General features: G+C 74.1%; 21 protein-coding genes. 7 read left to right on the forward strand and 14 right to left on the reverse strand.

The window, feature by feature from the left end; genetic code table 11:
- The first annotated feature begins 11 nt into the window (after positions 1-11).
- The 5 genes from ACLIBK_RS18900 (at position 12) to ACLIBK_RS18920 (ending at position 3,962) form a co-directional block, all read left to right on the forward strand.
- Positions 12-1,202 (forward strand): Gfo/Idh/MocA family oxidoreductase, encoded by a 1,191-nt coding sequence (locus ACLIBK_RS18900; protein WP_415388849.1) that lies wholly within the window; start codon positions 12-14, stop codon positions 1,200-1,202.
- 14 nt (positions 1,203-1,216) lie between these two features.
- Entirely contained in the window at positions 1,217-2,197 is a 981-nt protein-coding gene (locus ACLIBK_RS18905; protein ID WP_415388850.1) for a Bug family tripartite tricarboxylate transporter substrate binding protein, read from the forward strand.
- Positions 2,198-2,210: 13 nt separating this feature from the next.
- Entirely contained in the window at positions 2,211-2,405 is a 195-nt protein-coding gene (locus ACLIBK_RS18910) for a hypothetical protein (RefSeq protein ID WP_415388851.1), read from the forward strand.
- Between the two features lie 15 nt (positions 2,406-2,420).
- Positions 2,421-3,410, forward strand: a complete 990-nt coding sequence (locus ACLIBK_RS18915; RefSeq protein ID WP_415388852.1) for an ABC transporter substrate-binding protein — start codon at positions 2,421-2,423, stop codon at positions 3,408-3,410.
- Positions 3,411-3,494: 84 nt separating this feature from the next.
- Positions 3,495-3,962, forward strand: coding sequence for a MarR family winged helix-turn-helix transcriptional regulator (locus tag ACLIBK_RS18920; RefSeq protein ID WP_415388853.1), 468 nt, complete (start codon positions 3,495-3,497; stop codon positions 3,960-3,962).
- 187 nt (positions 3,963-4,149) lie between these two features.
- On the opposite strand, the gene ACLIBK_RS18925 is transcribed toward ACLIBK_RS18920, so the two are convergent.
- From ACLIBK_RS18925 to ACLIBK_RS18990, 14 genes are all read right to left on the reverse strand, one after another.
- Complete coding sequence (locus ACLIBK_RS18925) at positions 4,150-5,550, reverse strand: M20/M25/M40 family metallo-hydrolase (protein WP_415388854.1); 1,401 nt, start codon at positions 5,548-5,550, stop codon at positions 4,150-4,152.
- 79 nt (positions 5,551-5,629) lie between these two features.
- Positions 5,630-7,120 carry an ABC transporter substrate-binding protein gene (locus tag ACLIBK_RS18930; RefSeq protein WP_415388855.1) on the reverse strand — a complete coding sequence of 497 codons (1,491 nt, stop codon included), beginning with the start codon at positions 7,118-7,120 and terminating at the stop codon, positions 5,630-5,632.
- Positions 7,121-7,362: 242 nt separating this feature from the next.
- A complete protein-coding gene (locus ACLIBK_RS18935; protein ID WP_415388856.1) occupies positions 7,363-7,821 on the reverse strand; it encodes a PaaI family thioesterase in 459 nt (152 codons plus the stop codon).
- Between the two features lie 49 nt (positions 7,822-7,870).
- Entirely contained in the window at positions 7,871-8,980 is a 1,110-nt protein-coding gene (locus ACLIBK_RS18940) for a glycosyltransferase family 4 protein (RefSeq protein WP_415388857.1), read from the reverse strand.
- A 271-nt stretch (positions 8,981-9,251) separates the two neighbouring features.
- The gene (locus ACLIBK_RS18945) at positions 9,252-10,892 is read right to left on the reverse strand and encodes a heparinase II/III family protein (protein ID WP_415388858.1); all 1,641 of its coding nucleotides are present in this window, start codon (positions 10,890-10,892) and stop codon (positions 9,252-9,254) included.
- Positions 10,889-11,566, reverse strand: coding sequence for a ribulose-phosphate 3-epimerase (rpe, locus tag ACLIBK_RS18950; protein ID WP_415388859.1), 678 nt, complete (start codon positions 11,564-11,566; stop codon positions 10,889-10,891). The genes ACLIBK_RS18945 and rpe overlap by 4 nt, the downstream gene beginning before the upstream one ends.
- Before the next feature lie 334 nt (positions 11,567-11,900).
- Complete coding sequence (locus ACLIBK_RS18955; RefSeq protein WP_415388860.1) at positions 11,901-12,029, reverse strand: hypothetical protein; 129 nt, start codon at positions 12,027-12,029, stop codon at positions 11,901-11,903.
- A 67-nt stretch (positions 12,030-12,096) separates the two neighbouring features.
- Positions 12,097-13,071, reverse strand: coding sequence for an ABC transporter permease (locus ACLIBK_RS18960; protein WP_415388861.1), 975 nt, complete (start codon positions 13,069-13,071; stop codon positions 12,097-12,099).
- A 305-nt stretch (positions 13,072-13,376) separates the two neighbouring features.
- Positions 13,377-14,462: an ABC transporter permease gene (locus ACLIBK_RS18965; protein WP_415388862.1), complete on the reverse strand. Its 1,086-nt coding sequence runs from the start codon at positions 14,460-14,462 to the stop codon at positions 13,377-13,379.
- Positions 14,459-16,003, reverse strand: a complete 1,545-nt coding sequence (locus ACLIBK_RS18970) for an ABC transporter ATP-binding protein (RefSeq protein ID WP_415388863.1) — start codon at positions 16,001-16,003, stop codon at positions 14,459-14,461. The genes ACLIBK_RS18965 and ACLIBK_RS18970 overlap by 4 nt, the downstream gene beginning before the upstream one ends.
- A gap of 103 nt (positions 16,004-16,106) precedes the next feature.
- A complete protein-coding gene (locus ACLIBK_RS18975) occupies positions 16,107-17,117 on the reverse strand; it encodes a BMP family lipoprotein (protein WP_415388864.1) in 1,011 nt (336 codons plus the stop codon).
- A gap of 426 nt (positions 17,118-17,543) precedes the next feature.
- Positions 17,544-19,097 (reverse strand): sensor histidine kinase, encoded by a 1,554-nt coding sequence (locus tag ACLIBK_RS18980; RefSeq protein WP_415388865.1) that lies wholly within the window; start codon positions 19,095-19,097, stop codon positions 17,544-17,546.
- Between the two features lie 10 nt (positions 19,098-19,107).
- Entirely contained in the window at positions 19,108-19,470 is a 363-nt protein-coding gene (locus tag ACLIBK_RS18985) for a hypothetical protein (protein ID WP_415388866.1), read from the reverse strand.
- A gap of 224 nt (positions 19,471-19,694) precedes the next feature.
- Complete coding sequence (locus ACLIBK_RS18990) at positions 19,695-20,471, reverse strand: response regulator transcription factor (RefSeq protein WP_415388867.1); 777 nt, start codon at positions 20,469-20,471, stop codon at positions 19,695-19,697.
- A gap of 143 nt (positions 20,472-20,614) precedes the next feature.
- Between ACLIBK_RS18990 and creD the strand changes: the two genes are divergently transcribed.
- Entirely contained in the window at positions 20,615-22,033 is a 1,419-nt protein-coding gene (creD, locus tag ACLIBK_RS18995) for a cell envelope integrity protein CreD (protein WP_415388868.1), read from the forward strand.
- The gene (locus tag ACLIBK_RS19000; protein WP_415388869.1) at positions 22,030-22,923 is read left to right on the forward strand and encodes a hypothetical protein; all 894 of its coding nucleotides are present in this window, start codon (positions 22,030-22,032) and stop codon (positions 22,921-22,923) included. Before creD ends, ACLIBK_RS19000 begins: the two co-directional genes overlap by 4 nt.
- Positions 22,924-23,011: the final 88 nt, after the last annotated feature.

Genomic DNA, 23,011 nt, shown 5'->3' on the forward strand with positions numbered 1-23,011 from the left:
TGGCGGGTGAGGTGATCCGCCTTGGGGTCATCGGGCTCGGCCGGGCCTTCATGCTCATGCTGCCGACGCTGGTGCACGACCGGCGCCTGCGCCTGACTGCCGCCTGCGACCCGCGGCCCGAGGCGCTGGACCGCTTCCGCGCGGATTTCCCCGGCTCCCGCACGCATGCGGCGGCCGAAGACCTTTGCGCCGATCCGGAAGTGGATGCGGTCTACGTCGCCAGCCCCCACCAGTTCCACCTCGCCCACCTGCGTGCCGCCGCGGCGCGGGGAAAGCACGTGCTGGTGGAAAAGCCGATGGCGCTGGCGCTAGAGGATTGCGCCGCGATGGTGGCCGCGGCGCGCGGGGCCGGCATCCACCTCCTGGTCGGGCACAGCCATTCCTTCGATGCGCCCTATCTGCGGACGCGGGAGATGATCCGCAGCGGGGCCTTCGGCGCGCCGCGCATGATCACGGCGATGAACTTCACCGACTACCTGTACCGCCCCCGCCGCCCCGAGGAACTGGACACGGAGCAGGGCGGCGGCGCCATCTTTTCCCAGGCACCGCACCAGATCGAGGTGGTGCGGCTGCTCGCCGGCCGCCCCGCGCGTTCCATCCGCGCCGCGGCTTCCGTCTGGGACCCCGCCCGGGGCACGGAGGGCGCCTATCAGGGCTTCATCGACTTCGGCGACGGGCTTTCCGCCAGCCTGACCTATAACGGCCACGCCCATCTCGACACGGACGAGTTCCAGGACTGGACGGGGGAGATGGGCCTGCCGCGCGACCCGGCGCGCTACGGCGAGGCACGGCTGGCGCTGCGCGGCGTGTCCTCCCGCGCGGAGGAAGCGGCCCTGAAGAACCGGCGCGCCTACGGGCTGACGCTGGATGCCGCCGAGGCGCGCCGGGCGCCGCCGCCGCCCGCCCACAACCATTTCGGCCTGGTGATCGCCTCGCTGGAAGGCGCGGATCTTCGCCCCACCCCGCGCGGCGTGATGGTCTATGCCGATGGCGAGCGCCGCTTCGAGGCGCTGCCGCCCCCCGCCGTCGCGCGGGCCGAGGTGGTGGACGAGCTCTTCGCCGCCGTGGTCCACGGCATCCCGCCGCTGCATTCGGGCGAATGGGGCATGGCCACGACCGAGCTCTGCCTCGCCCTGCTGCAATCCGCGCGGGAAGGCCGGGAGATCGCGCTGCACCATCAGCCGGACGACGCGGCGCGGTAAGGAGGACATCCAGCATGGCAGAGCGAACCCTGACGCGGCGGGCGGGCCTGATGCTCGGCCTCGGCGCCGCGACCGGCCTGCGCGCCACCGGCGCGACGGCGCAGGCGCGCAACGTGGCGCGCGTGGTGGTGCCCTATGCGCCCGGCGGCACCACGGACGTGACGGGACGGCTGATCGCCAACCCGGCCGCGGAAGGGCTGGGCCAGACCTGGGTGATCGAGAACCGCTCGGGCGCCAACGGCGCGATCGGCGCGGGCGAGGTGGCGCGCGCCGCGCCGGACGGCAGCACGCTGCTCTACTCGAACGAGGTGCACATCCTGCTGAAATACGTGCAGCGCGGCGTGCCCTTCGACTCCCTGGCCGATTTCACGCCCGTGCTCCGGACCGTGCGCATTCCCTATGTGTTAGTGGGCGGCCCCGCCATGCCGCAAACGGAGGTGCGGGCGGTGATCGACGCGCTGAAGCGCGAGCCGGGCCGCTATTCCTTTGCCGGCTCCACCCTCGGCTCGGTGGGGCAGATCGGCGCGGCGGCGCTGGGGCAGAAGCTGGGCGCGGAGTTCACGATCGTGGCCTATCGCGGCACGGCGCCGGCGGTGAACGACGTGATCTCGGGCGCGGTGGCGGTGATGATCGCGCCGCTCGGCGCCGTGCAGCCGCTCATCGCCGGCGGCCAGCTCAAGGCCTATGCCGTCACGGCCCGGGCGCGCGTTGCCATCCTGCCCGATGTCCCGACCATGACGGAGATCGGCTTCCCCGAGATGGTGTTCGACGGCTGGACCGCGATCTGGGGTCCCAAGGGCCTGCCCGCCGGGCGGATGGCGGAGATCCACAGGGCCGTCTCGGCCACGCTGAGGGACCCCGCGGTGGTCCAGCGCCTGACCGACCTCGGCTGCGAGCCGATCGCGGAAAGCAGCGCCGACTTCGCCCGCTTCCAGGTGGCCGAGCAGGCGCGCAACGCGGCCATCATCGAGGCTGCCGGCATCAGGCCGGAATAGCAGGAGACGAATCGTGTCGCTCATCCGCATCGAACCCCGCAAGGACGAGGCCTCCGGCCGGTTCTTCCTCGAGATCTACAGCCCGCACGACGCCGCCGCGCCCTTCGTGACCACGCAGCCGCGCTATGCCTCGGCGGCCGCGGCGGAAACGGACACCATCGCCATCCTCGCCGCCGCGGCCAGCGCGCCGCGCAAGGCGAACGGGTAAAGCGAGGAACGGATCATGTCGAAGCTTCCCCTGTCGCTGGCCATCGGCGACTACGACCGCATCCGTCCCATCGCGGACGGCACCGTGCAGATCGACGGCGTCGATCCGGTGATGAGCATCCTCGACCCGGAGGAAATCTTCTTCCGCGCCTTCAAGTTCGCGGATTTCGACATCTGCGAGCTGTCGCTTTCCTCCTTCACGGTGAAGACCGCCGCGGGGAACTGCCCCTATGTCGGCATCCCCGTCTTTCCCTCCCGCGCCTTCCGGCACACCTCCGTGTATATCCGCACGGATCGCGGCATCGCGCGGCCGGAGGACCTGAAGGGGCGGCGGATCGGCGTGCCGGAATACCAGCTCACCGCCAATGTCTGGGTGCGGATGATCCTGGAGGAGTACGGCGTTTCGCCCGCCGACGTGACCTGGGTGCGGGGCGGCTACGAGCACCCCGACCGCGAGGAGAAGATCGCCCTGGCCCTGCCGCCCGAGGTCAGGCTGGAAAGCCTGCCGGCCGGGCAGACCATCTCCTCGGCCCTCGCGGAGGGCACGCTGGACGCGGTGGTCGGCCCCCGCGCCCCGTCCTGCTTCGAGCAGGGCCATCCGCATGTGGGGCGGCTCTGGGAGGACCCGATCGCGGTGGCCTCCGACTGGTATCGCAACCACCGGATGTTCCCGATCATGCACCTGCTCGGCATCCGGCGGGACGTGGCGGAGCGGCACAGCTACCTGCCCGGCGCCCTGTTCAAGACCTTCGAGGAAGCCAAGTCGGTGGCGATGGCCAGGCTGTCCAACACCGCCGCCACCAAGGTCACGCTGCCCTTCGTGGAGGAACAGCTGGGCCGCGCCCGCGCGCTGATGGGCGACGATTTCTGGAGCTATGGGCTCGAGCCCAACCGCCACGTGCTGGACGCCTTCCTGGCGGCGCACCACGCGCAGGGACTCTCCGCCCGCCGCCTGCAACCGGAGGAACTGTTCCACCCCGCCTCGCTGGAGGTGTTCCGCCTGTGACGGCGTGGGCCCTGGACCATCGCCCCGGGCCGGGCGTGCGGGGCCGCCTGTCCGGCCGCCGGCGCAGGGCCTGAACCCCTCGCGATGTCGCAGGACGCATCGCCCCGGCCCCTGCCCTTCGAGGAAAGCCTCGGCTTCCTCGTGCGCGACCTGAACCGCCTGATCCAGCGGGAGATCGGGGCGCAGATCAGCGTCCACGGCGTGTCGCCGGGTGCCTGGTACTTCCTGCGCATGCTGTGGGAGGAGGATGGGCTCACCCAGCGCGAGCTGTCGCAGCGCATCGGCATGATGGAGCCGACCGCCGTGGTCGCGCTGCGCGGCATCGAGGCCGAGGGCTGGATCCGGCGGGAGCGGAACGCGCAGGACCGGCGCAAGGTCCATATGTACCTGACCCCGGCCGGGTGGGCGCTGCGCGAAAAGCTGCTGCCGATCGCGCATGCGGTCAACGCGCAGGTCGTGCAGGGGCTGACGCCGGACGAGGCGAACTTCCTTCGCGCCCTCCTCCGCCGCGCGCGGGCGAATTTCGGGCCGGGCATGGCGGAGGAGGGCTGACGCGCGTCCTGGCCGGCGGGGTGGGCTTTGGCCGGCGAGAGCAGGAAGCCGGGGGGAAGTATCCCCCCGAACCCCCTTCTATTTTCGGAAGTTTTCGGGGCGCGCCGGTTGCTGGCGGGGCTCCACCAAACTTCCGAAAAAAGGAGGGGGCCCGGGGGAGTTCACTCCCCCGGCCTTCTTTCCCCCTTCAGCCCGCAGGCCGGCCCCGCTCGGCGATGTCCCACCACACCCCGGCCATCAGCCCCAGCCCTTCGCGGAACAGCGACCCCAGCCCGTGCTCGTCCGGCCCGTGCTGGCCGCAGCCGCCATAGGAATGCGGGATCCACATCACGGGCGTGCCCAGCACCTCGCGGAAGTATTCCGACGGGCCGGAGGCGCCGATATTGGGGATCACGTTGGGCGGCCGACCCGCGGTGCGTGCGAAGCTGTCGGCCACCAGCCGCACCCAGGGATCGTCCGGGTCGGTGCGCGAGGCCGGGAACATGTCGCGTTCGGTCACCGGCACCACCTCGACCTCGGTGAAGCCCTGCGCGTCCAGGTGCGCGCGCAGCGCCGGCACCACGTCCTCCGTGCGCGTGTCGGCGATGTGGCGCAGCTGGATGCGGGCGCGCGCGGCGCCGCCCACGGCGTTCACCGGCCCTTCCGGCTGGCCGGAGATGGAGGCCAGCACGATGGCGCTGTTCCAGGCATAGATGCGGTCGGAGCGCGACAGCCCCGGCTCGCCCCAGCCTTCCTCCGGCACCGGTGCCCCGGGCAGCGGCTCGCTGATCACCGCGGCGCTGGCGCGGCGAACCGCCTCGGGCACGTTTTCCGGCCGCCAGCCCGGCACCAGGATGCGCCCGTCGCGCGAGATGATCGCGGCGATGGCATGCGCCAGCACCACGCCGGCATCCTTCAGCAGCCCGCCCCAGTGGCCGGAATGGTGGCTGCCCTCGCGCAGGTTCACCACCAGGTCCATCGCCACCCCGCCGCGGGTGCCGAGGTGGATGTCGGGCACGGAACGCGACACGCGCGGGCCGTCCAGCGCGATGAACACGTCCGCGGCGAAGCGCTCGCGGTGTTCCCGCAGAAAGGGCAGCAGCCCGGGCGAGCCGGCTTCCTCGCCGGTTTCCACCATCACCTTGGCGTTGAAGCCGAGCGAGCCACGCTCGGCGATCACGGCGCGCATCGCCTCGATGCCCAGCAGGTGTTGGCCCTTGTTGTCCACCACGCCGCGCCCGTAGATGCGGTCGCCTTCCACCGTCAGCGTCCAGGGGTCGAGGTCGGGCCGCCAGCGCTCCGGCATCGCCCGCACCACGTCGCCGTGGCCGTAGAACAGCACGGTGGGCAGGCCAGGGTCCTCGATCCGCGTGCCCAGCAGCACCGGGCCGTGCACGGGGTCGGGGTTGGGCAGCACCTCCACCGTGAAGCCCATCTCCGCCAGCATCGGGCCGAGCACGGCGTGGCAGTAGCGCTCCAGCTCCGCCTTGCGCTGCGGCGGGTGGCTCTCGGTCGGCACCGCCACCAGCTGCCGCAGCCGCTCCACGAAGCTGCCGTCATCGAACAGCTGCTGCGCGCGCCGCACGGCGCCGTCCCTGGTTCCGCTCATGCCTCGGTCGATCTCCCGTCGCTGATGACGCTGAAAAGATTGCCGGCCCGGTCATACCCGTGCCGCCGCAGGACCGGGGTCACGGCGAGGCGTGCACGTCGGCGGCCTGCATCACCTCGTCCACCCGCGGGGCGTAGCGCAGGCCGCTGCGCAGCGCGAAGGTGGCCTTCTGGATGTACAGGGGCAGCAGCGCCCCGTCTTCCACTGCCATCGTCACGGCGCGCTGCAGCAACGTTTCGCGCGCCGCGGGATCGGCGGTGCGGCCGGCTTCGTCCAGCACCGCCTCGAAGGCGGGGTTGTCGTAGCGGCGGTTCTGCCGCTGCGCGTCGCGCAGGTTCAGGATGGAGCGCAGCAGGTAGGAGGCCTCGCCCGTCGCCGCCGTGCCGCCCAGCAGGTAGGCCGAGAATTCCCGCCGCGCCTGGCGGCCGGAGAAGCTGGCCCAGGGCAGCACCTCCACCGTGGGCTGTAGGCCCGCGCGCTGCCACATCTGGCCCACGGCCTGCAGCACCCGCGCGTCGTTGGGGTAACGGTCGTTGGGCCCGTGCAGCGTGATCCGCGTGCCGCGCGCCACCCCGGCCTCGGCCAGCAGGCGGCGCGCGCCGTCGAGGTCGAAGCGCGGCTGCAGCGCCGTGACGTAGCCGGGCAACCCGTCGCGCACCAGCTGCGCCGTGGGCACCGCGGAGCCTTCCATCACCCGTTCGGCCAGCGCGTCGCGGTCCACCGCCAGCGACAGGGCGCGGCGCACCTGCGGATCGCGCAGCGGGCTGCGCGGCAGGGCCGCACCGTCCGGCGCGGCCATGAAGGGCGTCTCGTCGCGCAGCGTGTCCAGCATCAGGTACACGAGGCGCAGCCCGACGGTTTCCTCCACCCGCACCCGGCCATCGGCGCGCAGCCGCGCGAGGTCGGCGGTGGGCACGCCGTTGATCACGTCCACGTCGCCCGACAACAGCGCCGCGGTGCGCGCCCCGGGGGTGCGGATGGTGCGGTTCAGCACCGCCTGCCATTCCGGCTTCGGGCCCCAGTAGGCGTCGTTGCGCCGCAGTTCCACCCGCTCACCCGGCACGAAGGCGGCGAAGCGGAAGGGCCCGGTGCCGATCGCGAGGCGGCCGTCGTTGAAGGCTTCCGTGGTGGCGTTCGCATGCAGGGTCCGGCTGAGCATCCCGACCCAGGCGAGGTTGGCCGGCACCAGCGGGTCGGGCCCGCGCGTGTGCAGCCGCACCGTGCGGGGGTCCACCACCTCGACGCGGTCGATGGAGCTGGTGAATATCGTGAAGGAGCCTGGGCTGTTGGGCACCTGCGGCACGCGGGCAACCGTGAAGCCCACGTCTTCCGCGGTGAAGGGCGTGCCGTCGTGGAAGCGGACGCCGTCGCGCAGCCGGAACTCCCAGGTTTCCGGTCCCACCGCGCTCCAGGACTCCGCGAGGCCCGGCACCACCTGGCCATCCGCGGCCATGGCGGTCAGCCCGTCGAAGACCTGCCGCGTCACCTCCAGGTTGGGCGTGGCGGTGTAGAAATGCGGGTCCATGCTGGTGACGGTGGCGTTGTTGCCGAAGCGCAGCGTTTGCGCCACGGCCCGGGTGGTCCCTGTTCCGGATGCACCGGCCAGCAGCGCCGCTGCCAGGATCCAGGCAGTGCACCGGGGTGTCCGGGGTTCGCCATCCCTGTTCCGCACGATCGAGTTCCCCGTTCCCAGCCGCGCTGCGGCTCGGGTGAACCGGCGCGAACAATGCGGCGATCTCGGCGCGGTCACGACGGACTGTCAACAGCGGTGCAGCAGCGAACGGCCAGTCGCTGCTGCCAGCCTCGATCCACCTAATGCCCGCCCTTGAGATTCGCGTTGCCGGTCGGCGCGGTGTCCAGCCGCATCACCGTGGCCGTTGCCGTGGCGCAGAGCACCTCCCGCCCTTCCCCGAGGGCAAACAGGTCGCAGCTCGCCACCGTCAGCGTCCGCCCCGGCTTGATCACCCGGGCCCGCGCCAGCAACACCTCGCCGAGCGCGGGACGCAGGAAGTTCACCTTGTATTCCACCGTCAGCGCCGCCGCCTCGGCCGGCATGGTGGACACGGAGGCGCAGGCCGTCGCGGCATCGGCCATGGTCCCCACCACGCCGCCGTGAAAGAAGCCGCGCTCCTGCGTCAGCTCCGCCCGCCAGGGCAGGCGCAGCTCGCAGTGTCCGGGCTCGGGAAAGGTCGCCGTCGCGCCGAGGTGGCGCAGAAAGGGCTGCCGCCCGAAGCCGGCCTCGGCGCGGCTGCGCCAATCCGCATCGCTCATCGCTCCACCTTTCGTCGCAGCGGTTGCCGGCCGGGAAGGAACCGGTGGCTCACAAGCCCAGCAGGTCCAGGGTGCGGGCCACCACGGCCGCTTCCGCGTAGCGTTCCAGCGCCCTCGCCTGTCCCGCCGCGCCCATCCGGGCCCGCAACGCGGGATCCTCCGCCAGCCGCGCCAGGGCCGTCGCCAGGGGGGCCACGCTGCGGGGCGGCACCAGGAAGCCGGTTTCGCCCTCGGCCACCATCTCGCGCGGGCCGCTGATGTCCGTGGCCACCACGGGCAGGCCGGTGAGCATGGCTTCGATTACCGACATCGGCAGGCCCTCGAAATGGCTGGGCAGGCAGAACACGTCCGCCCCGGCCAGGACCCGCGCCACGTCGTGCCGGTAGCCCAGGCGCTTGAGCCGCGGGCCCAGCGCCGCCTCGGCGCGCGCAAAGGCGGGTTCGAGATCCTCGCCATGGTCGGAGGGGAGGCGTTCCCCCACCACCCAGAGCGTGGCGTCCGGCACCGCTTCCATCGCCGCCAGCAGTTCCGGATGGCCCTTGTGCCGCACCAGCCGCGACACGGCGCAAACCACGCAATCCCCCGGCGCGGCGCCCAGTTCCGCTCGCACCGCCGCGCGCGTTTCCGGGTCGGGGTGGAACAGCGCGGGGTCGCGGCCATTGCCGGTGGCGGTGGCGCCGCGGGAGATGCCCAGGCGCCGCGCGTCGCCGGCCTCTTCCTCGCTGACGGTCAGCAGCGTGTGGGTCAGCCGGCCGCCCAGCCATTCCAGCCCCAGCGACAGCCCCCGCCGCCACAGCGGCCCCGGCTGGTTGAACAGGAAACCGTGCGCCGTGTAGGCGACCCGCGGCACCCCACCCAGCCGCGCCGCCACCCGCGCCAGCAAGCCGCTGATCGGGAAATGCGCGTGCACGAGATCCGGCCGCACCTCCCGGATCAGGGCCCGCAAGGCCCGCAGCGCCTGCCAGTTCGCCCGCGGCGACAGCGACCGCGCCATGGGCAGCCCCACCACCCGGAACCCCTCCGCCCGCGGCAGGTCCAGCAGCGGTCCCTCGGCGCAGGCAGCGATCACCTCGTGCCCGCGCGCCCGCGCGCCGCGCATCAGCGGCAGCACGAAGTGCCGCAGCGCGAAGTCCACGTTGGCGACGAAGAGAACCCTCATGCCGGGGGGTGTGGTGCTGAGTGGCCTCGCAGGGGGCTCTTCCCCCTGCACCCCCGCCGGGGCCCTCGTAGGTCCCCGGACCCCGCCATGAGTTGGCGCTTGCGGAGAGGGGGGCACTGCGACGCGGCGACGCCGTCGCAGTGCCCCCCTCTCCGCAAGCGCCCTTCTTTTACGAACGGAAGGTCCAGGAAACTCAGTTTCCTGGCGGGGGAGCGCGAGGGGGCAGAGCCCCCTCGTGGGCCACTCAGCGCAACGCCACCGGGCATCGGGTTCAGTCCGCGCCACCTCGGGCCGGGGCGCGGCGGATGGCCCATTGCACGCTGGGGGTACCGGCCTCGGCGGACAGGACGACCTGCCGCGCTTCGGCCGGGCCGGCGGGGCCGAGGTGCAGGCTTTCCTCGATCGCCACCTCCGCCCCCTCGGCGCGCAGGCGCCAGGCGACGCCGGAGGGCAGGCGCAGCAGCACGCCTTCCTCCGCGTCTTCCAGCATCTCGGCCTTCACCGCGGGGTGCAGGTGGAAACGCACCGCGAAGCCGGGCGGACCGTCGCCTTCCACCGCATCCTCGCCGCGCAGGTCGTCCCCGGATTCCGACAGCCACAGGCGGCGGCGGTGGATCACCCCGAAGCCGCGCTTCCAGCCATCATGCGTGGCGTCCAGCCATTGCGCGCCCTCGGCTTCCTGGCGGTCCGCCTCCACCTGCTCGGGGCGGCGGCCGAGCCCGTCGTCGCGCAGCTCGGCGCTGTTGGTGTCGGCCAGCACCAGGGTGGAATGCGCGGCGGTGGCGCGCAGCGCGTCGCGCCAGGCCGGCTCGGCGGCGGGTGCGGCGCCGCAGTTCACGATCAGCCGGTCGCGGCCCACGGAAAGCTCGAAGCTCAGCGTGCCGGCATGATGCAGGCGGTCGGCGCCGCGCGGCATGCCGCCGGGGGTGGCGGGCGGGCGGTGCGGCGGCGGGGCGCCGCAATCGGTGATCACCAGCGTGCGCCCGGCCTGCAGGCGCTGGAAGCCGCCCTCGGGCAGGATCAGCGGCGCGCGGCCGCGGGTCTGCGCCTGGGTCAGCACGAGGTCCAGCAGCGTCGCCGTCTCGTCGCGGGTGCCGTTGAAGCTGGCCAGGCCGCCATCGCCGTGGCGGAACACCCGCAGCGCGGGGCCGGCGCGGTCCAGCGTCAGCGACAGGTGCGGCGGCGCTTCCAGCCCGGCGCCGTGCAGCAGGTTGCGGATCTCGATCAGGTCCTGCAGCGCCAGCAGGTGCATCGCCGGCGAGCGCTCGACGTGGCAGCCATCGGGCAGGAACTGGCGGTCCAGCTCGGCCGGCAGCACGCGCAGGCAGCGGGTGAGCCAGGCTTCCTCCTCCAGCGCCACAGCGGCTGCCAGCGCCCCCTTCAGCGCCACCAGCCCGCCGCGATGGGTGCATTCGGCCGGCAGCGACAGCACCAGCGAGCGAGCATCATGCGCCAGCCGCTGCATCAGGGCGCGGCGGAAGCCGTCCTCGGCGGTGGCGGCCAGGAAGTCCCAGTGGCCGAGCCAGGCGGACAGGCGGGCACCGGCGACCTCGGGCAGGTCGGCCATGGCCTCGTTGCCGGTGCGGCCCAGCCAGTCCTGCGCCAGGGCGCGGGCGCGCAGCCGGGCGCCATCCGTGCCCAGGGCGCGCAGGTCGCGCAGCCAGGCGAAGCCGTGCATCGCCGCCCGCCAGGCCTGGCTGCCGCCCCGCGCGGGGCCCTCAGCGCGGGTGGCCTCGGCCGGGCGCAGCGGGTGGACGGTGCCGGCCACCTCGAACTCGCCCTTCATCAGCCGCTGGCCGCGCGCGGCGTCGCCGGGCCACAGGTCCCGGAAGGCGCGGGCCGGGGCGTCCGGCACGCGCATCGGCTTCAGGCCGGCGAGGGTGCGGCGGGCGCCGCGCATCCAGTCGCTCATGCGGACAGGGTTCCGGGCTCCGGGCCGCGCAGGGCCGCGATGGCGGCGGCGTAGTCGGGCTTGCCGAAGACCGCGGTGCCGGCCACCAGCACGTCGGCGCCGGCGGCGACGCAGCGCCGGGCGGTGTCGGGCGTCACGCCGCCGTCGATCTGCAGGGCGATGTCGCGGCCGCTGCGCTCGATCATGCGGCGCAGGCGCTCGACCTTGCTCAGCTGGCTGTCCAGGAAGGACTGGCCGCCGAAGCCGGGGTTCACCGTCATCACCAGGAGGAGGTCGGTGAGGTCGAGCACGTGCTCCACCGCGCTCTCGGGGGTGGCGGGGTTCAGCACCACCCCGGCCTGCACGCCCAGGGAGCGGATGGTCTGCAGCGAGCGGTGCAGGTGCGGCCCGGCTTCCGGATGGAGGGAGATCAGCCCCGCCCCGGCCTCGGCGAAGGCGGCGAGGTACGGGTCGGCCGGGGCGATCATCAGGTGGACGTCGAAGAACAGCCGGGTGTGCGGCCGCAGCGCCTTCAGCACCGCTGGGCCGAAGGAGATGTTGGGCACGAAATGCCCGTCCATGATGTCGAGGTGCAGCCAGTCGGCGCCGGCAGCCTCGATCGCGCGCACCTCTTCCCCCAGCCGGGAAAAATCGGCGGCCAGCAGCGACGGGGCGATGCGTATAAATCGTGACACACCGGAGTTTTGCCAGCGGGGATCAGGAGGGGCAACCGGGCGACGGCCGGATAAACCGTCACCGTACCAGCTAACTGACGGGCCAGCGGCACGGATCGCTGAAGCATCCGCGAGGTGTTGTCAGGATGTTCCGCAACCTGCCTTTGCACGGTGCCAGATGGGCCGGTCCCAGGCCCGACAAAGGCAACCACGGCATGCGGAAAAAGGCGGTGATCCCGGCGGCGGGGCCGTTCGTCGGTCCCGGCCGCCAAAGCGTGCTGGAACGGTCAGGCCGCCTGGATCAGCTTCCCCGGGCTTCTGCCGCAGCGTGTGGACCAGGTTGCGGTGGCGCGGCTCAGAAAACGCCGAACAGGTAGAGCAGGATGATGATCGGGATGGGGATGCCGATCAGCCAGAGCAGGATGCCGCGCATGATGACCTTTCCACAATAGTGACGGTTTTCCCAACGTGACGCGGAGTTCACGGTTGCGGCTGCGCCAGCGGCGGGATGCCTCACGCCGGTGGTGCCGCCGGCCGGGCGAAGCGCGGCCTCAGCGTTCCTTGACGTAGGGGATGCCACTCGCCTTGGGCGGAATGGCGCGGCCCACGAAGCCCGCCAGCAGCACCACCGTCAGCACGTAGGGCAGCGCCTGCAGCGCCTGCACGGGGAACTCCCCGAGGCCCGGCAGCGCCACGCCCTGCAGGCGGATCGCCGCCGCGTCCAGCAGCCCGAACAGCAGGCAGCACAGCAGCGTCGGCCAGGGCCGCCACTTGCCCAGGATCATCGCCGCCAGGGCGATGAAGCCGCGCCCCGCCACCATGTCGCGTACGAAGCCCGCGCCCTGCGCGGTGGCGATCGCCGCCCCTGCCACGCCGCACAGCACCGCCGCGATCAGCACCCCCGCGTAGCGCAGCCGCGCGACCGAGATGCCCGCCGTGTCCACCGCGGCCGGGTTCTCGCCCGCCGCGCGCAGCCGCAGGCCGAAGCGGGTCCGAAACAGCACGAAGGCCGAGAGCGGCACCAGCCCGAAGGCCAGGTAGACGGGCAGCGTTTGCCCGCCGATCACCGCCGTCAGCAGGCGCCCCAGCACCGGCAACTCGGCCAGCGCCGCCGCCCCGGGGATCGGCAGCGGCAGGAAGCGCGCCGCCTGCGGCAGCGGCGGCGTCTGCCCACCCTGGCGGAACCAGGCCAGCGCCAGCGTCGCCGTCAGCCCCGAGGCCAGGATGTTGATCGCCATGCCGGAAACGACCTGGTTGCCGCGCAGCGTCACGCAGGCCCAGCCATGCACCAGCCCGAAGGCCGCCGCCGCCAGCACCGCCGCCCCCAGCCCGGCCGCCACGCTGCCGGTCACCGAGGCCGCGGCCGCCGCGGCAAAGGCGCCCACCAGCATCTTGCCCTCCAGCCCCACATCCACCACGCCCGCGCGTTCGGAGAACAGCCCGGCCAGCGCCGCCAGGATCAGCGGCGTCGCAGTGCGCAGCGTCGCCGCCACCAGCGGCCAGAGCATGTCCTCGAAGCCGGTCATGCGGGGTGGGGTCCTTCGGGGGCGGGTGTGGCTCCGCTTGGCCCGCGGGAGGGCGCCGCCCTCCCGCACCCTCCCGCCGGGGACCTCGTAGGTCCCCGGACCCCGCCGTGAGTTGGCGCTGCTGGACCCGGGGTCACTTCGCGGGCGTAGCCGCCGCGAAGTGACCCCGGGTCCAGCAGCGCCGTTCTTTTACGAACGGAAGATCCAGGAAACTCAGTTTCCTGGCGGGGGGTGCAGGGGGGCAGAGCCCTCCCTGCAAGGCCACGCAGAGCGACGCCCGCCCCCGAAGGCCCCCTCCCTCGCATCTACCCCGCCCTCGGGGACAGGATGCGCGCCAGGGCAGGGCGGAGGAGGTTGCCGAGGGCGCCGGTGAACAGGATCACGAGCCCCTGGATCAGCACCACCAGTTCGGTGGGAACGGAGGGCATCTCGAAAGCCAGCTCGGCGCCGCCCTGGGCCAGGGCGCCGAAGAGCAGGGCGGCCAGCAGCACGCCGACCGGGTGGTTGCGGCCCATCAGGGCCACGGCGATGCCGGTGAAGCCGTAGCCGCCGGTGAAGCCCAGCAGCAGCTTGTGCTGCGCGCCCAGCAGCTCGTTCACCGCGACACCGGAAGCGAGGGCGCCGGACAGCGCCATCACCAGCACGATCTGGCGCGACTGGTTGATGCCGGCGTAGTGCGCCACCGCCGGGCTGGCGCCCACCACGCGCACGCCGAAGCCCCAGCCGGTGCGCCACAGCAGCAGCCACATCCCCAGCGCGCAGCCCAGCGCCAGCGGCAGGGCGAGGTTGACGGGGGTGCTGGCGGGGAAGCCCAGGAAAGCCAGCGTGGGCAGCGCGGCCTGCGGCGGGAACTCGCGGCTCTCGGGCGCCATGGAGCCGGGCGCGATCAGCACGTTGACGATCAGGTACACCATCAGCGCCGCGGCGATGAAGTTGAACATGATGGTGGTGATCACGACGTGGCTGCCGCGATGCGCCTGCAGCCAGCCCGGCACGGCGCCCCAGGCGGCGCCGAAACCCGCCCCCGTCAGGATGGCCAGCGGGATCAGCAACGGGCCGGGCAGCGCGGCGCCGCCCAGGCAGACCAGCGCCACGCCGAGGCCGGAGATGTAGGCCTGGCCCTCGGCGCCGATGTTGAAGAGGCCGCACTGGAAAGCGACTGCCACGGCGAGGCCGGCGAAGGCCATGTCGGTGGCGTAGTACAGCGTGTAGCCGATCGCGTCCGCCGAACCGAGGCTGCCCACCGCCAGGGCCTGCATCGCCGCCCAGGGGGATTCGCCCACGCCCAGGATCACCAGCGCGGCGATCAGCATGGCCAGCGCGAGGTTGACGAGCGGCAGCAGCAGCAGGTCGGCCCAGCGCGGCAGGGTGCGGGTGGTGCTGCCGCTCACGCCGCGACGCCCGCCATCAGCAGGCCCAGGCGGCGCTCGTCGGCCTCGGCGGCGGAAAGCTCGCCGGTGAAGCGGCCGTCGAACATCACCAGGATGCGGTCCGAAAGACGGGTGATCTCGTCCAGCTCCACGGACACCACCAGCACCGCCTTGCCGGCGGCGCGGGCCTTGCGCAGGCGGGCGTGGATGGCCTCGATGCCGCCCACGTCCACGCCGCGGGTGGGCTGGCCGACCAGCAGCACCTCGGGATCGCGCTCGATCTCGCGCGCCAGGATCAGCTTCTGCTGGTTGCCGCCGGAGAACAGGGCCGAGCGCAGCGCGGGCACGGGCGGGCGCACGTCGTAGTCGCGCATCAGCCGGGCCGCATGGGCGGCGATGCGGCCGCCGTCCAGCAACCCGAAGCGGCGCAGCGCCGGATCGTGCTGGTAGCCCAGGATGGCGCTGTCCTGCGCCGCGAAGCCGCGCACCAGGCCGGTGCGCAGCCGGTCCTCCGGCACGTGCGCCAGGCGCTGGGCGCGCATCGCGGCGGGGGTGTGCTGGCCGCCCGGAAACACCGTTTCGCCGCGCAGGCGGATGCGGCCGGCGGTGGGCGCGCGCATGCCGGCCAGGGCTTCCAGCAGCTCGCTCTGCCCGTTGCCCGCGACGCCGGCGACCCCCAGGATCTCGCCGGCGTGCAGGGCGAGGTCCACGCCGCGCACGCGTTCCACCCCGGCATCGTCGGCAACGTGCAGGGCGGACACTTCCAGCAGCGCCGGGCCGCGGGGGACGGGCTCGCGGGCGGCCTCGGCGGCGAGGCGGCGGCCGATCATCAGCTCACCCAGTTCGGCCGGCGAGGTTTCGGCGGTGTCGCGGTGCGCCACCATCTGCCCGGCGCGCATCACCGAAACGCGGTCGGTGATGGCCATGATCTCGCGCAGCTTGTGGGTGATCAGCAGCACTGTCTTGCCCTGGTGCCGCAGGGCGCGGAGGACGCGGAACAGGTCGTCGGCCTCCTGCGGCGTCAGCACGCCGGTGGGTTCGTCCAGGATCAGCACTTCGGCGCCGCGGAACAGCGCCTTGAGGATTTCCACCCGCTGCTGCGCGCCCACGGGCAGGTCGCCCACGACCGCGTCGGGGTCGACGTGCAGGCCGTATTCCGCCGCCAGGCGCTTCAGCTCGGCGCGGGCGCGGCGGGAACCGGCGCGCAGCAGGGCGCCGCCCTCGGCGCCCAGCATGACGTTCTCCAGCACGGTGAAGCGGTCCACCAGCATGAAGTGCTGGTGCACCATCTCGATCCCCAGGGCGATGGCGTCGGCGCTGGAGCGCAGGGTGACGGGGGTGCCGTTCACCCGGATCTCGCCCGCATCGGCCGTGTAGAAGCCGTTGAGGATGCTCATCAGGGTGGACTTGCCGGCGCCGTTCTCGCCGACGATGCCGTGGATCTCGCCGCGGCGGACGATGAGGTCCACGTCGCGGTTGGCGTGCACGGCGCCGAAGCTCTTGCGGATGCCGCGCAGCTCGATGGCGGGCGGCGGCGCGGCGGTGGCTGCGGGCGCCGTCATGCCGCGGTCCCGGACCGGGCGGGGGCGAGGCCCGGGGCGGCCGCGTCGCCTTTCCCGGGCCGCGCGGCGGTGTGGCGGGACGCGGCCCGGTTCCGCGGCACCCTCAGTTCGGGCAGCTGTTGTCGGTCATGTAGTCGTGCACGCGCAGGCGGCCGGCCACGATGTCGGCGCTGGCCTGCTCGATGCGGGTGCGCATCTCGGGCGTTACGGCGGCGGCGTTGTTCTCGTCGAAGGCCAGGGCCACGCCGTCCTGTTCCAGGCCCAGCACGGTGGTGCCGGGGCGCCAGGTGTTGGCGCGGATGCTCTCGAAGGCGGTGCGGGTGGCGACGTCCAGGCGCTTGACCATGGAGGTCAGTACGCGGCCGGGATGGAGGTGGTTCTGGTTGGAATCCACGCCGATGCCGTACTTGCCCGCATCCGCCGCGGCCTGCAGCACGCCGATGCCGGTGGCGCCGGCCGCCTGGAACACCACGTCGGCGCCGCGCTCGATCTGCGAGCGCGTCAGCTCCGCCCCGCGCACCGGGTCGTTCCAGGCGGTGGGCGTCGAGCCTGTCATGTTCTGCAGCACCTCGACCCGCGGGTTGGCGGCCCGCGCCCCTTGCACGTAGCCGCAGGCGAACTTGCGGATCAGCGGCACGTCCATGCCGCCCACGAAGCCGATGCGGCCCGTGGAGGAGCGCAGCGCCGCCAGCATCCCCGCCAGGAAGGAGCCCTGCTCCTCCCGGAACAGGATGGACTGCACGTTGGGCGCCTCCACCGTGGCGTCGATGATCACGAAGCGGACGCGCGGGAATTCGGCGGCCACGGCGCGCACGGCGCTGGCTTGGTTAAAGCCCACCGCCACGATCGGGTCCTGGCCGCGGCGGGCGAAGTTGCGCAGTGCCTGTTCGCGCTGGGTGTCGTTCTGCGGCTCGAACTCGCGCACCTCGATGCCGGTGGCGCGCTGGAAGGCCTGGCCGCCCTGGTGCACGGCCTCGTTGAAGGATTTGTCGAACTTGCCGCCCATGTCGAACACGATGGCGGGGCGGATCTCCTGCGCCCAGGCGGCGCCGGTGGCGCCACAGGCGCCGGTGGCGAGCAGGAGGCACAGCGCGATGGCGAGCAGCCGGGGCATGCGGGGTCCTCGGAAACGGGGAGCGAAACCGTTCGAGGCTGTAGTGCCCGCCGGGGGCAAGTCAATGCCGTGACACCGGGGAAAGCGGCGGGTTCGCCTTACTTCCTTACGATCTTACTTCCTTACCGGGCTGCCCCGAAATGCCCGGAACGCAGCTCGACCGCCGGCAAAAACACCATACGGAACAATGCCCTGCGCGTCAAGCCGTTTCGCCCCCGGTTGTTGCGCCTGCCACATTCGCGCCGATGTGGCACAAACCGCGATTCCTGCCACATCGGCGCGGATGTGACACCGGGCGGGGCGAGGTTCCGGCGTCGGGGTGGCCGGCGGGTGCGCCTGGGTGTTCGGGCCTCGGCCAAGGGGGCTCTGCCCCCTTGGAGCCCCCCGCGAGGAGCCCGGGGCAGAGCCTCCTGGCCACGGCCCGGGTCACCCGGAACCCTCCACGGCCGCCGCGGGCAGGGCGATGCGGAAGGCGGCGCCGCGGGCGGCGGGCTGCAGGGCGATGCGGCCACCGGCGCCTTCCACCAGGGCGCGGGCAATGGGCAGGCCCAGGCCGGTCCCGCCGCTGTTGCGGGCCGTGGTGAAGAAGGGATCGAAGGCGCGGGCGGCGTTGGCGGGGCTCAGGCCGGGGCCGTTGTCGGCCACCAGCATGGTGGCGGTGTCGCCCTCGGTGGCCAGGGTGAGCGTCACGGCGGTGCCCGGCCCGGCATGGGCGCGCACGTTGCCCAGCAGGCTGCCCAGCACGGTGGCCGCGGCCTCGGGGGCGATGGCGGCGGCGGCGGCGCCGTGCACGGTGATGCGCAGATCGGGGTGGGCGGCGGCGGCGGCCTCGGCCAGGGGGCGCAGCGCGGCGCGGCCGCCGGCGGCGGCCATGTCGGCGCGGGCGAGGTCGAGCAACCCGCGCACCAGCCGGTCGAGGCGGGCCACGCCGTCCTCGACCGCGGCGGCGAAGCGGGCGCGTTCGGCGGCGGTCATCTCCTCGCCGTGCTCGGCCAGCAGTTCCGCCGCACCCCGCATGGCGGCCAGGGGCGTCTTGAACTCGTGGCTGATGTTGGCGGCCAGGCCGCGGACATAGGCCGCGCGGCCTTCCAGCGTGGCGGTCATGCGGGCGATGGCCTCGGACAGTTCCGCCGCCTCACGCACGGCGGTGCCGGGAACGGGGGGCAGCTTCGCCGTGCCGCCGGCCGCCACCGCCCGCGCCGCGGCCACCACGGCGGCCAGGGGGCGGGTGATCAGGCGCGAGGCGAGCGCGGCCAGGGCAGCCACCAGCAGCAGCAGCAGCAGCGCCACGGCCGCGATCTCCGGCACCTTGCCGCCCACGGTCTGCAGCACGGTGGCGGGGGTGCGCGACAGCAGCACCACCGCGTCCAGCCGGTCGCCGTCCAGCACGGGCATGGCGAGGTGGACACGCAGGCCGGCGGTGCGGCTGATGCCCTCGGGGACCTCGGTGGCGATCTTTTCGCGCCGGCGCAGCACGGCCAGGGGGTGGCCGGCGCGGGCGGCCTCCACCTCCTCCAGCCCGGCCAGCGACAGGCCGGTGTCGGCGCCGGTGGAGGCCACCACCGTGCCGGCGGCGTCCAGCAGGCGCAGCGCCGCCAGGGTCACCGCCTGGGTGTCGCGCAGCACCGGCAGCAGGCGGGCGCCGGCGGCGGCGGCCTCGGGGATGGGGGGCGGGCCGGGACGCGGGTCGGGGGCGAGGGGGAGGACGGGGTCGTGCGCCAGGTCCAGGCCGCGGCGCCGGGCGGTTTCCAGGGCGCGCGGGGTCAGGCCCTCGGCCAGGCTTTCCCCGGCGATGCCGCGGGCGGCGCGCCAGGTGCCGGCCAGTACCGCGGCCTGGGCGCGCAGCTCGGCCTCGGTCTGCCGGATCAGAGCGCTCTCGTACAGGCGCAGCGCCCAGAAGCCCGAGAGCGGCAGGGCGAGTACCACCACGTTGCTCAGCAGCAGCAGGGTCCGCAGCCGCGGCCGGCGCAGGCGGGGCATCGGGGCGCGGCTAGCCGGGCTGCTGCTTCAGCAGAGGGGGCGCTTCCCGGGGGATCGGGGGACGGCGGGGCTCCTCCTCCGTGATGATGACCCGGGTGCCGAGCAGGGCGGCGAACACCAGCATCGGCAGCGCCCAGACCTGCACCGGCAGGCCCCAGAGCGCGTGTTCCGCCGGCTGCCCGGGCGCCCCGCCGCGGTTCCAGCGCAGGCCGAGAAGCAGCGCCGCCAGCGCGGCGATCCCCATGGCGAGGCCGACGCCGCGGTCCACCGCCGGGCCGTCGATCTGCCGCAGCACGAGCATCGGCAGGACCATGGCCGCGGCCACCAGCAGGATCACCAGCCAGCCCCGGCCGCGCCACGTCGCGAAGATCAACCGCCCGGTCCCCCATAGCGCGTCCGGCCCGTCGCGGCCGCGGGCGGATTGGTGGCGGGCCGGGCGGAACTGTCCAGGGGGTGGCGGGGGCCGCGGTGGCGCGGGCGGCGGCCGGAGCGGGCGTCGCGCCGGGTCGGGCGTCGCACCGGCGCGGCCCCTGGGCCCGCCCTTTCCGGGCTCCGCGGCGCCGGGGGAAAGTGCCGGGGGAAAAACGCCGGGCGGTGCTACTCGCAGGGCCCCAGGCGGTAGCCGAATCCCGGCAGGGTTTCCACCGGCGCGGCGCCCAGGGCGGCGAACTTGGCGCGCAGGCGGCGAACATGGCTGTCGATGGTGCGGTCCGACACCACCCGTTCCACCGTGTAGGCGCCGTCCATCAGCGCGTCGCGGGTCAGCACCCGGCCGGGGCGGCGCAGCAGGGTGCGCAGCAAGCCGAACTCGGTGGCGGTCAGCACCACCTCCCGCCCGTCCCAGGTGACGCGGGCGGTGTCGGGGTCCAGCAGCAGCCGGCCGTGGCGCAGCGCAGCCTCGGCGGCCGGGGGCGGCGCTGCGGCCGGACGGGCGTGCGGCGGGCCGGGCGGGGCGCCGGCCACCGGGGGGATCACCGGGGCGGCCAGCGGATCGGGCTGCGGGGCGCCGCGGCGGAGAACGGCACGCACCCGCGCCACCAGCTCGCGCGGCGAGAAGGGCTTGGTGAGGTAGTCGTCGCCGCCGATCTCCAGCCCCACCACGCGGTCCACCTCGTCGTCGCGCGACGACAGGAACAGCACCGGCACGGCGGCCGCGGCGCCGCCGGACGCGCGCAGGGCGCGGCACACCGCGGTGCCGTCCATCTCGGGCAGCATCACGTCCAGCACCACCAGGTCGGGCAGCGACTCGCGCGCCGCGCGCAGGCCGGCCGCGCCGTCGGCGGCCTCGGCCGTCTCGAAGCCGGCGCGGTTCAGCGCGAAGCGCAGCACCTCCCGGATCGCCGGGTCGTCGTCCACGAGGAGGATGCGCGGCATGGGTCCTGGCTGTCGCGGTGGCGGGCGGGGCTGCGTCTGCACCGGATTTGCACCGGCTTGGCAAGGCTTCTCCTCCGCCGCGTCATCCGGGCGGCACGGCGGGTGGCGAGGATGGCGGCACCCATCCCGAGGAACCCCCGCCCGTGAGCGACATCCCCCCCGACCCTGCCGCCCCCCTGCCCGCCCCCGCCGAAGCCCCGCCCGCCGCCGCCCGCCCCGCCCCGGTGCGGTCGCCGATGCGGCTCAACCGCGCGGGCAAGCTGGCGCTGGTGGGCGGGCTGCTGCTGTTGCTGCTGGTGCCGCACCTGATGATCGAGGGCGTGATCGCCGAGCGCGAATCCTACGGCGAGCAGGTGCGCGACGGCATCGCCCGCGCCTGGGGCCCCGAGCAGAGCGTGCTGGGCCCGGTGCTGATCGTGCCGACCCGCACGCCGGTCCCGCCGATGGCGGGCGAACCCCTGCCGCCGCGCTGGCAGGCGGGCGACACCCTGCCGCCGCGCTGGCAGACGGGCGCGGTGGCCGTGCTGCCCGGGCGGCTGCGCGCCGATGCCAGGCTGGCGCCGGAGCGGCGCCGGCGCGGGCTGTTCGAGGCGGTGATCTATGGCGCCGAGGTGCGGCTGGAGGCCGAGCTGGCGGTGCCGGCGATCGTGGCCGAGCCGGGCACGGAGCTGCGCTGGCGCGAAGCCTTCCTGGTGACCGGCGCCACCGACCTGCGTTCCGCCACCGCCGAGGCGCGGCTGGCGCTGGACGGGCGCGACATGGTGGCGCGCGACGCGGCCGACGCGCGCTGCATCGGCAGCGACCTCCTGCGCTGGGACCTCGGGCTGGACGGGCCGCCGGAGCCGGGGCGGGTGCTGGCGCTGTCCGGCTCCCTGGCTCTGCGCGGCACGGGAAGCTTCAACCTGCTGCCCCTGGCGCGGCGGGCGGAGCTGGCGGTGGCCGCGCCCTGGGCGACGCCCTCCTTTACCGGCAGCGGCCTGCCGGTGCGCTCGGACGTCAGCGAAACGGCGTTTTCCGCGAACTGGAGCGAGGGCACCGGCCAGCCGCTGGTGCGCCACCTCGGGTCCAGCTGGTGCCAGGAGCTGGTGCCGGCGACGCCGGCGGTGGGGGTGGCGCTGCTGGAAGCGGTGCCGACCTACCGGATGGTGACGCGGGCGTCGAAATACGCCGCGATGTTTCTGGCGCTGACCTTTCTGACCTACGTGCTGTTCGAGCTGGTGGCGGGGGTGCGCATCCACCTGGTGCAGTACGGGCTGCTGGGCCTGTCGGTGGTGCTGTTTCCGCTGCTGCTGCTGGCCTTCGGGGAACCGCTGGGCTTCGCCGCGGCCTATGCCGTGTCCACCGCGGCGGTGCTGGGGCAGGCCTCCGCCTATACCGCGGCGGTGACGCGGCGGCCGCGGCTGGCGGGGCTGTTCGCGGGCGTGCTCGCGGGCATGTTCGGCTTCCTCTACGTGGTGCTCAGCCTGGAAGCCTACGCGCTGCTGGCCGGCACGGTGGCAATCTTCGCCGCGCTGTCGGTGGTGATGGCGGTGACCCGCCGCATCGACTGGTCAGCGTCGTGAGGCGCCCCGGCGGCACCGTGCTGCGTCCCGCTACCAGCGGCACCGTGCTGCGGGCCACCGTTGGCGGCCGGGCGCCGGTCGCGTCGCTTCCGCCGCGGCGCCGCGAGGATGGCGTGCTGCTGCTGCTGGCGCTGGGGGCGCTGGCGGACGGCGCGGCGCCGCGGCGCTTCGGCGGCGGGGCGCTGCTGCTGCTGCTGGCCCTGGGCGCCCTGTTCGCCCCGGTGCCGGCGCCCGCGGCGGGCCCGGCGCGGTCCGGCCGCTACGGAGAGCTGGCGCTGGTGGTCACGGGAGATGCGGTCAGCGGCGTGCTGTTCGCGTGGCACGGCGGCACGGCCGCGGCGCCGCAGTTCAGCTGCCGCTTCTTTCTGCGCGGCCGGCTGCGGCACGGGCGCGGCGCGGTGGAAAGCTGGGGGCCGGACGGCACGGCCATCCCCGGCAGCTTGGCCGTGTCCGACGGCGGGGTCGCCCTGCTGCTGAGCGACAACCACGCGGGCTGCGCGGCCACCGCGGGCGACATGACCCGGCAGCCCTTCCAGGCGGTGCGCACCCTGCGCGGCGAGGGCTGGATCGGCGTGGCGGCCGTGGGGGCGCGGCGGGCGGTGCTGCGCCCCGCCCCCGCCGACCCGCCGCCGCGCCGGCCGGCCGTGTTGCCGGGCGAGGCGGTGGCGGTGCTGGAACGGCGCGGGGCCTGGGTGCGGGTCAGCCGGCTGGACGGCGAGCGGCCCCCGGCCGGCTGGCTGCGCGCCGCCGAACTGGCGCCGGACGCGGGCCCGGGCGGGTCCCGGGCGGCGCCGGCCGCTGCGCCGGAGGCCGCGCCGGACTCTGCGCCGCGGGCGGCGCCGGGTTTTGCGCCGGACCCTGCGCCGCGGGCGGCGCCGACGGGGCGTTGAGCGGCCCGGTGTCCGGCGCCCGCGGCACGCCGGCTCGCGCCCGCGGGCGGTGTCGTGCCGCGGGTGGCCGCCCTATCGGTCGCGGGCG

The organism is Roseomonas sp. BN140053 (assembly GCF_047690175.1).
GTDB lineage: Bacteria > Pseudomonadota > Alphaproteobacteria > Acetobacterales > Acetobacteraceae > Roseomonas.

Excerpts from the sequence above, each read along its gene's own strand:
- ACLIBK_RS18990 (WP_415388867.1), bottom strand. The coding sequence starts at position 20,471 with ATGCCGCGCATCCTCCTCGTGGACGACGACCCGGCGATCCGGGAGGTG.
- ACLIBK_RS18915 (WP_415388852.1), top strand. The coding sequence starts at position 2,421 with ATGTCGAAGCTTCCCCTGTCGCTGGCCATCGGCGACTACGACCGCATC.
- ACLIBK_RS18905 (WP_415388850.1), top strand. The coding sequence starts at position 1,217 with ATGGCAGAGCGAACCCTGACGCGGCGGGCGGGCCTGATGCTCGGCCTC.
- ACLIBK_RS18935 (WP_415388856.1), bottom strand. The coding sequence starts at position 7,821 with ATGAGCGATGCGGATTGGCGCAGCCGCGCCGAGGCCGGCTTCGGGCGG.
- ACLIBK_RS18980 (WP_415388865.1), bottom strand. The coding sequence starts at position 19,097 with ATGCCCCGCCTGCGCCGGCCGCGGCTGCGGACCCTGCTGCTGCTGAGC.
- ACLIBK_RS18945 (WP_415388858.1), bottom strand. The coding sequence starts at position 10,892 with ATGAGCGACTGGATGCGCGGCGCCCGCCGCACCCTCGCCGGCCTGAAG.
- ACLIBK_RS18940 (WP_415388857.1), bottom strand. The coding sequence starts at position 8,980 with ATGAGGGTTCTCTTCGTCGCCAACGTGGACTTCGCGCTGCGGCACTTC.
- ACLIBK_RS18970 (WP_415388863.1), bottom strand. The coding sequence starts at position 16,003 with ATGACGGCGCCCGCAGCCACCGCCGCGCCGCCGCCCGCCATCGAGCTG.
- ACLIBK_RS18960 (WP_415388861.1), bottom strand. The coding sequence starts at position 13,071 with ATGACCGGCTTCGAGGACATGCTCTGGCCGCTGGTGGCGGCGACGCTG.
- ACLIBK_RS18975 (WP_415388864.1), bottom strand. The coding sequence starts at position 17,117 with ATGCCCCGGCTGCTCGCCATCGCGCTGTGCCTCCTGCTCGCCACCGGC.
- ACLIBK_RS18920 (WP_415388853.1), top strand. The coding sequence starts at position 3,495 with ATGTCGCAGGACGCATCGCCCCGGCCCCTGCCCTTCGAGGAAAGCCTC.
- ACLIBK_RS18925 (WP_415388854.1), bottom strand. The coding sequence starts at position 5,550 with ATGAGCGGAACCAGGGACGGCGCCGTGCGGCGCGCGCAGCAGCTGTTC.